At 51.9% G+C, this 13207-nt stretch carries 10 protein-coding genes and 1 riboswitch; of the genes, 7 read left to right on the forward strand and 3 right to left on the reverse strand.

All coding sequences use genetic code 11. From position 1 onward, the window contains the following. Positions 1–353: 353 nt before the first annotated feature. On the forward strand, positions 354–1295 hold the full coding sequence (trxB, locus tag ABEW73_RS24065; protein WP_071219637.1) for a thioredoxin-disulfide reductase: 942 nt from the start codon (positions 354–356) through the stop codon (positions 1293–1295). Between the two features lie 67 nt (positions 1296–1362). Beyond that, on the forward strand, positions 1363–1599 hold the full coding sequence (locus tag ABEW73_RS24070) for a glutaredoxin family protein (protein WP_076325401.1): 237 nt from the start codon (positions 1363–1365) through the stop codon (positions 1597–1599). Positions 1600–1728: 129 nt separating this feature from the next. Here the strand turns inward: ABEW73_RS24070 and ABEW73_RS24075 are convergent, their stop codons facing one another. Beyond that, positions 1729–1932, reverse strand: a complete 204-nt coding sequence (locus ABEW73_RS24075) for a hypothetical protein (protein ID WP_430161598.1) — start codon at positions 1930–1932, stop codon at positions 1729–1731. A gap of 152 nt (positions 1933–2084) precedes the next feature. Continuing rightward, positions 2085–3257 carry an ROK family protein gene (locus tag ABEW73_RS24080; protein WP_430161596.1) on the reverse strand — a complete coding sequence of 391 codons (1173 nt, stop codon included), beginning with the start codon at positions 3255–3257 and terminating at the stop codon, positions 2085–2087. Positions 3258–3622: 365 nt separating this feature from the next. Here ABEW73_RS24080 and xylA point away from each other — a divergent pair, with 365 nt between their 5' ends. The 5 genes from xylA to ABEW73_RS24105 all read left to right on the forward strand — a co-directional run bounded on the left by xylA (position 3623) and on the right by ABEW73_RS24105 (position 11274). Further along, positions 3623–4939 (forward strand): xylose isomerase, encoded by a 1317-nt coding sequence (gene xylA / locus ABEW73_RS24085; RefSeq protein WP_071219634.1) that lies wholly within the window; start codon positions 3623–3625, stop codon positions 4937–4939. A 208-nt stretch (positions 4940–5147) separates the two neighbouring features. Continuing rightward, positions 5148–6644, forward strand: coding sequence for a xylulokinase (gene xylB / locus ABEW73_RS24090; RefSeq protein WP_430161593.1), 1497 nt, complete (start codon positions 5148–5150; stop codon positions 6642–6644). 155 nt (positions 6645–6799) lie between these two features. After that, a complete protein-coding gene (locus ABEW73_RS24095; protein WP_430161591.1) occupies positions 6800–7429 on the forward strand; it encodes a bifunctional 4-hydroxy-2-oxoglutarate aldolase/2-dehydro-3-deoxy-phosphogluconate aldolase in 630 nt (209 codons plus the stop codon). Between the two features lie 243 nt (positions 7430–7672). After that, on the forward strand, positions 7673–10024 hold the full coding sequence (locus tag ABEW73_RS24100) for a YcdB/YcdC domain-containing protein (protein ID WP_430161589.1): 2352 nt from the start codon (positions 7673–7675) through the stop codon (positions 10022–10024). Positions 10025–10131: 107 nt separating this feature from the next. Then, a complete protein-coding gene (locus tag ABEW73_RS24105; protein WP_430161587.1) occupies positions 10132–11274 on the forward strand; it encodes a transglutaminase domain-containing protein in 1143 nt (380 codons plus the stop codon). A gap of 75 nt (positions 11275–11349) precedes the next feature. Here ABEW73_RS24105 and ABEW73_RS24110 read toward each other — a convergent pair whose 3' ends face one another. After that, positions 11350–12741 (reverse strand): amino acid permease, encoded by a 1392-nt coding sequence (locus ABEW73_RS24110; protein ID WP_430161707.1) that lies wholly within the window; start codon positions 12739–12741, stop codon positions 11350–11352. A 170-nt stretch (positions 12742–12911) separates the two neighbouring features. Continuing rightward, positions 12912–13091, reverse strand: a riboswitch (Lysine riboswitch). Positions 13092–13207: the final 116 nt, after the last annotated feature.

Genomic DNA, 13207 nt, shown 5'->3' on the forward strand with positions numbered 1-13207 from the left:
TTCGGCATTAGAGCTCGTGCCAGCATTATCCTTTTTTCATCAAACATTCATCTTCCTTTCGTTAAAAGAGTGGGGGAGGCACTTGGTAGCGTTACATTCATCTAACCTCATTTATGTGTACGATTGTTTTCGAAAGTAAGCGTTCCCATAACATCAAGATCGTCTTCTTCATTGGAGAACGGGGTCCATTTCCCAAAGACATTGGATTTCACTGCGATTTATGAAGAATGGATTAACAATATTTTCAGAGAGGGTGTGATGTGGCATATTGACAGACGGCTCTGATATAACCATAATTAATATTAATTTATAATGATTATAATTAAGCGTTCCATATATAGGAGGGAAACGATATGTACAAATCCGTTATTATAGGCACAGGCCCTGCAGGCCTTACGGCTGCAATCTACCTGGCTCGCGCGAATCTGAGCCCACTCGTCATTGAAGGTCCGCAACCAGGCGGACAGCTGACAACCACAACCGAAGTTGAGAATTTTCCGGGTTTTCCCGAAGGTATCATGGGTCCTGAGCTGATGGACAATATGCGTCAGCAGGCTGAACGCTTTGGCGCGGAATTTCGTACAGGCTGGGTGAACAGCGTGGAATTCGGAGAGCGTCCGTTTAAGCTGGACGTAGACGGTATGGGCGAGGTAGTTGCCGAAACGTTAATCATCTCTACAGGCGCAACGGCCAAATACCTTGGCATTCCGGGCGAACAGGATAATGTAGGACGCGGTGTAAGTACCTGCGCAACATGTGACGGCTTCTTCTTCCGCGGCAAAGAGATCGTTGTTGTCGGCGGCGGCGATTCCGCGCTGGAGGAAGCGAACTTCCTGACCCGCTTTGCATCCAAAGTAACGCTGGTTCACCGTCGGGAGGAGCTTCGTGCATCGAAAATCATGCAGGATCGCGCCCGCGCTAACGAGAAAATCGAATGGGCACTGAACCGCACACCGCAGGAAGTCATTGCGGACGAGACAGGCGTCAAAGGCATCAAAGTGCTCAACAATGAGACTGGCGAAGAAGAGACGATCACGGTCAGCGGCGTATTCGTGGCGATCGGTCATCATCCGAACACCGGTTTCCTCGGCGGAAACATTACGACGGATCCGAACGGTTATATCGTAACGACCCCGGGAACATCCGAGACGAATATCCAAGGCGTATTTGCTTGCGGCGACGTGCAGGATACCCGTTACAGACAAGCGATCACGGCTGCAGGAAGCGGCTGTATGGCAGCTATGGATGCCGAGAAATACATCGAGAGCTTGGAACACAACGCTGTCGTGTTGTAAACTGATAGATAGAGATCGAACGGGCTTTAAGCAGAGCCAAATCATGAGTAGAGGAGACTGACCAACCATGGAAAATGTGATTGTATACACTTCGAACAACTGCCCGCACTGCAAACAGGTAAAAGGCTTCTTGTCCGATCAAGGCATTGAATTTGAAGAGCGCAACATCGAGCAAAACGACGAATTCGCGCAGCAAGTATGGGATATGGGCGTTCGCGCAGTACCGCTCACCATCATCGGCGAGCACCGCATTCTTGGCATGAACAAACTCCAGTTCAACAAAGCGTTGAACCCGGAGGGTTAAACGAAATTACCTATCATCGCAAGCCGCTGGCTTGCTTCATGATATGAATAAAAAGCTCCTTCCCCGAATCCAGGGAAGGAGCTTTTTTAGCTTACGAGCCTATGCTGCCAACGTTCGCGCAGATCGTATTCACTTGCTAAAAAACAGACTCATGATGATCTGGAATACGACGTATGCAGCCACGCCGGAGCCGAGAAGAATGAAACCGGCTTTTTTCTTGCCTTGAAAAAACCGCATGATGGCGAGACTGAGCAAAGGTGCGATAACTAGGAGAAACAGCAATACGGTCACAAACATTTCCGCCGATATTTCCGCAGTGCTTACATAGGTCATTTGAGCGTTTCCTCTCCCTTTAGTATAACGATCACACGTTTCTCCACGAGGAGAATCGTGATTTAAATTACAGGACGAGATTAATTATAGCGGAAAATCACGGAATTTTCCTTAATATGCAGGGTGTTAATTACGACAAAATATCGTCAATTTTAATGAATCGGCATGGAAACCCGTACCGGTCCGAGAAATTGCGAGATGGCGGAGTAGGCCGCCCCGATCATGGTCGAGCGGCTGCCCAGCTCGGCAAACCGGATCTCCATCAGCTCACGGTGGTAGGGAAGCGTGCGCTGGGCAACGACCTGTCGCAGCGTATCCTCAATCCAAGCCCGTGCGTCGGACAACGGACCGCCGATAATGACCGATTGCGGATTGAATCCGTTGACAAGATTGGTAATGCCGACGCCGAGATAACGTCCGAGCTCTTCAAAATGCCGGATGGTCTCCTCATGGCCACGCGCTGCATGATGAATCAGCTCGGATGTCCGTCTGGACGGGAGAGCGGCACCTTTGTTGTCGTAGGATTTCTCCGAGGCATACAGCTCCCAGCAGCCGCGGTTGCCGCAGGTGCATTCCCGTCCATCGGCCTCGATGGACATATGGCCGCTTTCGCCGGCATATCCGCGGGCGCCCTTATACAGCTCGCCATTGATGATAATGCCGGAGCCGATACCGCTGCCGGCACTGATATAGAGGAGATGGCGAGCGTTCTGGCCGGCCCCGAAGCGCAGCTCGCCTTGAGCGCCCGCGTTCGCTTCATTGTCGATCGTAACGGGAAGTCCCAGCTCCTGCTCGAGCTGCTTCTGCAGCGGCACCATGTCCCATCCCAGGTTGGGGGCGAAGAGGACGGTGCCGTCACCGTCCACCATCCCTGGGACGCCTACGCCGATCCCGATGATGCCGTATGGGGAGGGAGGGGCCTGCCGCATCAGGCCATGAATCAGGCCGACCATCAGCCGCGTCACCGATTCCACGTCATGCCCTTCAAGGGCGGTATCCTCTTCGGCAAGGATCCGGCCTTCCAGATCCGTAAGCACGGCGGTCATTTGCTTGACGCGCAGCTCGACGCCGACAGCATAACCGGCTTGTCCGTTAAACAGCAGCAGCTGCGGCTTTCTACCGCCGCTGGATTCACCGGGTCCGATCTCCTGGACCAGGTGGTTGCTGCACAGCTCCTGTACGAGATTAGAGACGGTAGCCTTGTTCAGTCCGGTCAGCTTGGAGACTTTTGCTCGGGAAACAGGGGCGTGCTGCCGTATCGTATCGAGAATAATTGAGGTATTTATTTTTTTGACCAGAGCCTGGTCACCGGTAATATTCGCCATGTGTATTCATCCTTTTAGTCTTGCTTTCTGATCATTATAAGTTTTGGAGACTTGATATGCCATAGTCTAGGGGCAAAGCCCGGAAATTGCAACAGCCCGTAACGCTGCCCGGGTGCGCGAAATCCTTGGTCCGGTGGTTTCCATCGTCGTAACATTTGAATATGGATGTACATGAATCATAGGCAGTGCCAAACGGAGATATGTTGAACTTTAGTAGAAAATAATCCGAACAGGAGAGGGCATCGGTTTCGAAAAAGTTGTAAAGGCAATAACTTTGTTTAACCAATAGACAAAGTGGAAATCCTGTGATAGGATAGCCTTGTAAGCGTTAACCACACCTTAACAAGGTATAGGAGGATTTATTCATGGCCTATTTTAACAACATTAGCAAAGTCGAGTACGAAGGCAGCCAATCAACCAACCCTTATGCTTTTAAATTTTATAATCCAACAGAAGTTGTAGCCGGTAAAACGATGGAAGAGCATCTCCGTTTCGCCATGGCTTACTGGCATACATTGACTGCAGGGGGTTCGGATCCGTTCGGCGCCGACACTGCGGTTCGCCCTTGGGGCAATTACTCCGGCATGGACCTCGCCAAAGCACGCGTTGAGGCAGGCTTTGAGTTCATGGAGAAAATGAACCTTCCGTATTTCTGCTTCCACGATGTGGACATTGCACCGGAAGGCAGCAGCCTGCGCGAGTTCTACAGCAACATTGATACAATCGTGGATTCGATTGAAGACCACATGAAGTCCACCGGCAAAAAATTGCTCTGGAACACGGCGAACATGTTCACGAATCCTCGTTTCATGCATGGTGCGGGCACTACGTGCAACGCGGATGTATACGCTCATGCGGCTGCGCAAGTGAAAAAAGGACTTGAGGTGGGCAAACGCCTTGGCGCCGAGAACTATGTGTTCTGGGGAGGCCGCGAAGGTTATGAGACCCTCCTCAACACGGATATGGGCCTTGAACTGGATAATCTGGCTCGCCTGTTCCATATGGCGGTTGATTATGCGAAGGAAATCGGCTTTGACGCCCAATTCCTGATCGAACCTAAACCGAAGGAGCCAACGAAACACCAATATGATTTTGATGCGGCTACAACGATTGCATTCCTGCAGAAATACGGTCTCGACAAGCACTTTAAACTGAATCTCGAAGCCAACCACGCCACGCTCGCCGGCCATACCTTCGAACACGAGCTTCGCGTAGCACGTATCAACGGCATGCTTGGTTCCCTCGACGCGAACCAAGGCGATATGCTGATCGGATGGGATACGGACGAATTCCCGGTTAACATCTATGACGCGACACTGACGCTGTACGAAGTGCTGATGAACGGCGGTCTCGGCCGCGGCGGCGTGAACTTTGATGCGAAGGTTCGTCGCCCGTCCTTCGAGCCGGAAGATCTGTTCCATGCGCACATCGCCGGTATGGATACTTACGCAAAAGGCTTGAAAGTGGCAGCGAAGCTGATCGAAGACCGCGTATTCGAGGACTTCATCGCGAAGCGCTACAGCAGCTTTAATGAAGGCATCGGCGCAGACGTCGTATCTGGCAAGGCTACATTGGCTTCCCTTGCAGAATACGCGCTGAACAACGAGTCCCCGCGCAAGAACGAATCCGGACGTCAAGAAATGCTGAAAGCCATTCTGAATCAGTACATTCTTGCCAATTAATCGATACTCTCTTTAGCGCTTGTACCATGAAATCCAAACCTTCACCGGCTCCCTCCAAGGAAGCCGGTGTACTTATTTCAAACAGGAAACTATAGCGAGCTAGGGTCGACAGTCATCCAAGCATATTCCGGATCACGCACTGAGTGCCGGGGGAAAGTGCCAACGATGTTTTCATGTTCGGTTCATGAGGAGACGAAGGAGGATATAGATGAGTTACGTTATCGGAGTTGATTTGGGGACCAGTGCTGTGAAGACCGTGCTGGTGGACCGCAGCGGCAAGGTTGTCGCCGAGCATTCGGAGTCGTATCCGCTGAGCCAGCCGAAGCCGGGTTACAGCGAGCAGCGACCGGAGGATTGGGTGGACAAAACGGTATTGTCGTTACGGCAATTAATGACAGGAAACAACATTGACCCATCCGAGGTTGAGGGGTTAAGCTTTTCCGGCCAGATGCACGGTTTAGTCTTGGTAGACGGTGAGGGTGCAGTGCTGCGACCGGCCATCCTGTGGAATGACACGCGCACAACATCGCAATGCCGTCGAATAGAGGAGACTCTGCAGGAGAAGCTGCTCGGCATTGCACGCAATCGCGCGCTGGAAGGTTTCACCCTGCCCAAGATTCTATGGGTGCAGGAGTTTGAACCAGAGCTGCTCGAACAGGCTGCCTTGTTCCTGCTGCCTAAAGATTATGTGCGTTTCCGCCTGACCGGGCAGTACGCGATGGACTATTCCGATGCAGCCGGAACGCTGCTGCTGGATGTGGCGGGCAAAACTTGGAGCACCGAAATTCTGGATGCCTTCCAGCTGCCGCACACCTTATGCCCGCCGCTGGTTGAATCCTTCGACCAGTGCGGTACCTTGCTCCCTGAGATCGCCGAGCAAGCCGCTCTGCTGCCGGAGACGAAGGTATTTGCCGGCGGGGCGGATAATGCCTGCGGCGCCATCGGCGCCGGCATTCTCGAAGAAGGGCAGACGATGTGCAGTATTGGTACATCAGGCGTGGTCTTGTCCTATGAGGAACGTCGCGAGGTGGATTTTGAAGGGAAGGTCCATTTCTTTAATCATAGCGAGAAAGACGCTTACTATATCATGGGCGTGACCCTGGCAGCGGGATACAGCCTGACCTGGTTCAAGGATACTTTTGCGCCGACTATCTCATTTGACGCGCTGTTGAGCGATATCGGAAGCATCCCGGCTGGCAGCGGAGGGTTGCTGTTCACGCCGTATATCGTCGGTGAACGCACGCCGCATCCGGATGCCACCATCCGCGGCAGCTTCATTGGCATGGACGCCGGGCATAAGCTGCCTCACTTTGCACGTTCGGTACTCGAGGGGATTACGTTCTCTCTCCGCGAATCCATCGATATCCTCCGCGCATCTGGCAAGCAGATCGACCGCGTTATTTCCATCGGGGGCGGCGCCAAGAACGAAACGTGGCTGCAAATGCAGGCGGACGTGTTTAACGCTGAAATCGTGAAGCTGGAAAGCGAGCAGGGCCCGGCTATGGGCGCGGCGATGCTGGCAGCTTACGGCTGTGGCTGGTTCCCGAGCCTTCAGGACTGCGCAAAGGCGTTTTTGCGGCCGGCACGCTCCTATTCTCCGAACCCGCAGGCGGTTCAGACCTATGATAAATTGTTTGGACTCTATCAAAGCGTATACGGAGCAACGCGTGAACTCGGCGCAAAGCTGTCCGAATTCCGCGGATAACCTTATAGATGTTAAAGAGCAGGTCGGGAAGACAGTTTCCGGTCCTGCTCTTTTTGCGTGAACGCTTCGGACCGCATATACTTGAAGCAGGCTGAAGTTGCGGCCCATGCGATTTAGGAACGTGCCGGAAGTGTAAATAGAAATGGGGGAAGACATTGAAACTGAAAGCAGAACTCAAGCGTGAAAAAATCGTTGCCATCGTGCGAGGCATTACGAGAGAACAGGCGAACTTCGTAGGAGAAGGATTGGCCCAAGGCGGAATCCGGTTCATGGAAGTGACCATGAATACGGAAGGTGCTTTACATATGATCCAGGATTGGCGTACTCGCTATGATGGCGACGTATATATAGGGGCGGGAACCGTGCTTGATGTGGAGATGGCGAAGGAAGCGGTCTCAGCCGGAGCTCAATTTCTGATTTCGCCGAACACGGATCTTTCCGTCATCGAATTTGCTTTGGAGCAGGGAATTGATGTATGGCCTGGGGCAATGACGCCAACGGAGATCGTCGCGGCGTACGCAGCCGGGGCCGAGATCGTGAAGCTGTTTCCTATGGCCAGCCTGGGCTTGTCATTTATCCGGGAGCTTCAGGGTCCGCTGAATCACATTCCGCTGCTCGCGACGGGCGGAGTTACACTGGATAATCTTATGGATTATTTTCATGCAGGCGCGGCAGCGGTTGGTTTAGGCAGCGCGCTGCTTCCGCAGGACGCCCTCGCGTCCGGCAATATGGAGGAGATCAAGCGCCGCACTGCGGCTTTTGTTGAAGCGGCGCGGCTTGGTTAACATGTGTTCGAAAGGGAAATCCCCCTTCGCAAGAAGCGGGATCGAAATAGTTACACTTTGTTCATCCTTAACCATGCAGGTTATGTTTTGAAAGCTTATTACATAAGGAATATATAGACAAGTTATGGTATTATTTAGGTAGCTTGGTTATGTCATTGCTGCCGTGTACAGGCACTTGTTAAGGATATCATCATGTGTAAGTAAGACATGGTTAGGTTCAAGTAATGGAAGGGAGCGAATCAAGTGAATCCATCAGGTAAGAAGAAGGTAAGGGTAAAAAAGACCGTGTGCGCGGTTACGGCTACAGCCATGCTATGTTTGGCGCAGCCGGTATGGGGAGACAATTCCGTTCCGGGCAACCGAGTCGTTGTATCCGATACGGCAACTACCGTGACTAGCAGCGATAACGCCGGTTCGGAAAGCGTAACGGATAACGAAATACCGAAGGGTGCAAAAATTTCATCCAAGCAGGCGGAAGACATCATTAAGAAGGCTTTCCCGGAGCTCAAGAACGTGAAAGTGTCGAACGTGCAGTTCTTGGAGAATGATGGCATGAGATCGAGCGTGCTTGCTTGGGATCTGCAAATGGTACTGACCAAAGGGAACTCAAGCTCCGGCTTTAATGCCCAGGTCAATGCGGTCACGGGGGAACTTCTTAATATTTATATCCCTCATTCTTTGATGAACCCTGGTAGCGACAAACCGGTGTTAACCCGGGAAGCAGCCAAGGAGAAGGCGCTGAAATGGATCGGCGGCCATGTATCGGATGTGAAGACGAGTGAGCTTAAGGAGAATGAGGCTTATCTCGGGATGCAGACGGCATTGTTTAGCCCGCCGCGGTTTGAGTTTTATTTCCAGACCTCGGTGAACGGAATTGAATCGGATGTGAACAGCATCTCGATCACGCTTGACGGACAGGGCAATACCGTTAACTATTCCCGCAATCAAATCAATGAGGAGTTTCCTTCATCCACACCGAAATTAAATGAGGACTCCATCCGTAAATTGTTTGAAGAACAGTTCCAGGTATCCTTGGCTTATGTGCCTGATAATTTATATAACAACGCTAAAGGCAATTATTTCTTAGGTTACATACCTAATGATCAATCAGGCAATTCACTGGATGCCAATACAGGCAAGTTCATTAGTTTCACAGGGGAAGAAAGTGGGCTTACCTCGGTTGAGGAAGGCACGATTCCGGCATCCAAAGAGATCTTCAAGCCAATGACGGCTCCATTCTCTGGCGGAGAGGAAGCAGCCAGATGGGTGGAATCGCAGATCAAGCTCCCGTCTGGTTTAAAGACCGAATCCAAGAGACTGGGTACAAGATGGAACAACAGCGAGGTTAAGACGTGGAACATAAGTTGGGGCGAAAATAAGCTTTCCGCCATGGGCGGAGGGGAGACGGTATCCGCAGAGGTGGACGCCAGGACCGGACAGATTTACTCGTACAACCGATATCGTTTTGACCGGACCGAGGCTGCGGAAGTGAAGAACCCGATTTCGCAGCAGGCCGCGCAGGATCTCGCATTCGAGACGGTAAGCAAGCTGGTACCGCATGCTGCCGAGGAATGGAAGCTGACATCGGTTGATAAAATGGGCAAAGACACTAAAACCCTCAGCTACCAATTTTCATTCCAACGCTATGTCGGTGATATTCGCGTCATGGGCGATTCCCTGAACCTCACGATGGAGGCCAACGGGCAAATCCAGGGCTTTAGCGTGAATTCGGACGCCGTCCCGTCCAAACTGCCAACGGATGCAAAACCGGCCATCAGTTCGGAGCAGGCAAGAGCTAAATATCTGGAAGAAATTGATCTGAAGTTGAAATACGGTTACTACGGTGGCTACTCAATGGCCGGTAATGAGATTATGAAGCCTTTCATCAAGCTGATTTATTATCCGACCCACAAAAAGGCGGCCTTTGGCGGCATTACGGTACCGCTTGATGCCAAGAGCGGGGAATGGCGCGATATCATGCCCGAAATGAGCCGCAAGGATATTCCGGCGGTTACCGATACGTCGGGGCATTATGCGGAAGCGGCTCTTCAGGAGCTGGTGAAATATCGGGTGCTGGTTCCGGACAAGGACGGAAAGGTATACCCGGATGGCCAGATTTCCCTTGGCGAATGGTATCAGCTGGTGGCGGCTTCGGTAAGCCCGTCCTATGAGCAGCTGTATGGAAGATCTACCATGGATCCATACGCAGGCTTGCAGCCGGACCATCCGTATTACCAGGCCATTCAGGTGCTGATCGGGCAGAACTGGATCCCTTATGATCCGGACAGCCCGCTGCAGTTGGACCGCAAGCTGACAAGGGATGAATTGGCAAGCTCGCTGACCCGCATCCTGAATTATGAGAAGCTGTCCAAAGCCTTTATCCTTCCAACTGACGTGCAGGGGATATCGGATGCCAATGCCATCACTAACAAAGGTGCAGCCCTGATTGCTCTCAAGCTGGGTCTTCTGCCGGCAGTTGATGGCAAGTTCTTGCCGGAGCGTGAGGTGACGCGTGCAGAGGCTGCAGAGGTTCTGGTTCGCATGTCGAAGCTCGCGGGACGCAGCGATTCCTTCCTGTCCTCATTTTATTGGTAGTATTTGATATTCGTGCCCGGTCGACAAAACTAGAACCCTTAAGCCCTGATGTTATGTGTTACAATAATGGTGCATACGGATGAGGAAGATGAAGGGCGGGTGTACCGATGAAACGAAGCCGAGGAACAATCGTTAAATTACTGTTCATAGGGTCTTTGGCGGTAACCGTTGCAGCAGTACCTGAACCAGCTAATCTCAGTGATGTCTATGCCACCTCCAACAAAGCGGTCGTAAAGTCGGTCAATGGGATTCAGCAGAAACTGCTGACAGCGATGAGCGACAGGCAATCGACGGTGCGTTTTGTTTACCAGGGGGAGACCCAATCGCTGAAATCGCAGCTGAAAGATGCACTTGATCAGGCGATGGCCAGTGATCCCTATATTCATTACACCATTGCTAGTTATAGCTACGACTATCGTGGGACATCCAGTTCCGCCAATGTCACGGTTCGGTTGAGTTACCGCGAGACTGCGGAGCAGACGAACTATGTGAACCAGAATGCCGACAGCATTTTGAAGCAGATCATCAAGCCGGGCATGAATGATCATGAGAAGGTGAAAGCCATCCACGATTGGGTTGTCCGGAACTTGAAATACGATACTACGCTTACGAAATATACAGCCTATGACGGGCTCTACACCGGAAGCACAGTATGCCAGGGTTATTCCCTGTTAACGCATAAACTGCTCAAGGAAGCCGGAATCCAGAACAAAATTGTGGAGGGCACGGCTTATGCCTCCGACAATCCGAAGGGCCAGCTCCATGCCTGGAATCTGATCCTTCTGGACGGCAAATGGTACCATCTGGACACGACGTGGAACGATCCCGTACCGGATCGCGACAACGAGGTATCCTATACGTACTACCTCCGGACGGATGAACAGATGGGCCGTGATCATACCTGGGTCAAATCCTATCCGAAGGCGAGCACCCTTTACCGCAACACGCTGTCAGGGCTTGCCGTAAAGGATCGTTCGAGAGCCGGAGTATACAAACAATTGAAACGGGATCTGGAATATCAGCTCTATGATGCCCGATCCATCGTCAGCTCCTACACACAGCTCCAACCATTGGTTAAAGCCGCAAAGGCTGAAGGCAGCCAGAAGCTGGTGTTCCGGTTTGACGGCAGCGAGCGAGAGCTTGTGAATGTGCTCCAGCAATTGCAGATGAAGAGCAATCTCGGCTCCATCAAATACTATCACCATGCGTTTGAGAACACCGGTGATCTGAGAGTGCAGATTATTTGGTAATTAGTCCGCATCAAAAAAAGCAGCTTCCGTTCCCAAGTATGGGAGGGAAGCTGCTTTTGGTATGTCTGGTCTATATTATTTGACGTTCGTGCTTAAATCGCACTCGTCCAATGGCACGACGCGGCTCTTCTTAATCATGCGGTAGCCGAACCAGATGGAGAGGAACAACGGAATGCTGACATAAGTAGCAATGATCGTTAACCAATCGATCTCCCCGCTGAAATTGCCTTGACCGATAATGGCTACAAGACAGAGCAGGAAGGCAAAGATGGGACCGAAGGGGAACCAGCGTGCACGGAACGGCAGCTCCTTCAGGTCTTTACCTTGGGCGACATAGGCTTTGCGGAAGCGGTAATGACTCACGGCAATGGCCAGCCAGTTAATGAATCCGCACATCCCGGAGGCATTCAGGAGCCACACGTATACCACGCCATCGCCGAAGAAGGAGGCCAGGAAGGCCAGCATACCTACGGCGGAGGTTACAATTAGAGCCGCAACCGGTACGCCGCGGTTGTTCAAGCGGCTCAGCCATCTCGGAGCCATTCCTTGCTTCGCCATGGCATACAGGACACGGGTTGAAGCATACATCCCCGAGTTGCCTGCCGACAGCACGGAGCTTAGAATAACGGCATTCATGACGGATGCGGCAAAGGCAAGCCCGGCCTTCTCAAACACCAGCGTGAAAGGGCTGACTCCGATATTATCGACCCCGGATTGAAGCAAGCTGGGGTGGGTGTAAGGGATCAGCATGCCGATGACAAAAATAGCGAAAATATAGAAGATCAGAATGCGCCAGAACACCTGACGGATGGCTTTAGGGACATGTTTTCTCGGATTTTCACTCTCACCGGCTGCGACCCCGATCAGCTCGGTTCCCTGGAAGGAGAAGCCTGCAGCCATGAACACGCCGACCAGTGCGAAGAACCCGCCGTGTACCGGCCCATCGCCTAGGCTAAAGGTGCTGAATCCAACGGCTTCACCGCCAAGAATACCGAATATCATCATGACACCGATAATGAGGAAGATAATGACGGTTGCCACCTTAATGATAGCAAACCAATATTCCGATTCGCCGTATCCTTTGGCGGATAGAACGTTTAAGCCGAACATAATCGCCAGGAACAGAAGACTCCACAGAAATGACGGGCTGTCCGGGAACCAAAATTTAATAATAACCGTCGCCGCTGCGAGCTCGGCGGCGATGGTAACAGCCCAGTTGTACCAGAAGTTCCAGCCGACGGCAAATCCGAAGGCAGGGCTGACAAACCGGGAGGCGTAGGTGCTGAACGAGCCGGAATCCGGAAGATACGTAGCGAGCTCGCCCAAGCTGGTCATCAGAAAGTAAACCATGAGACCAACCGCGGCATAGGCGATAAGCGCTCCGCCTGGGCCGGCAGAGGCGATGGCCGTTCCGCTCGCCAGAAACAGGCCGGTACCGATCGATCCGCCAAGGGCGATCATTGTCATATGACGGGCTTTAAAGCTCTGCTTCAGCGAAGCAGCTGGTGCCTTTTTGCGATTCAAGATCGAACACTCCTTCTATACATTAAGAAATGATATTTAAAATATACCCTGTTAGAACAAAAAGACCGCAGGTATTATACCTGCGGTCTTTATCGTATCCGCATCATACCCTCCATGAAGATAGCTCAACACGGGGAAATCCCCGTGACAGTTCCGTCTCTTTCGACAACGGCCCCAGCACAGAATACAAGAGTATACCCTGCACTTCGGCATTCATGCCTTTCACTGTGCTTCACCGGCTTCTCTTCGCCTCGGCACAACTACTGATCATGTCTGCAACCTCTACCTCATCTTGGAATGATGAGGCTATCTATATATTCAATTCTAACAAGAGAGTCCTAGTATAAATCACATCCCATGTCAGAGGCAATGGTTAAATTTTACGGTATGAAGGTAGTCCTGCTGATAC

Origin of the sequence: Paenibacillus lautus (assembly GCF_050482385.1) — a bacterium.
Classification (GTDB): domain Bacteria; phylum Bacillota; class Bacilli; order Paenibacillales; family Paenibacillaceae; genus Paenibacillus_AQ; species Paenibacillus_AQ lautus_B.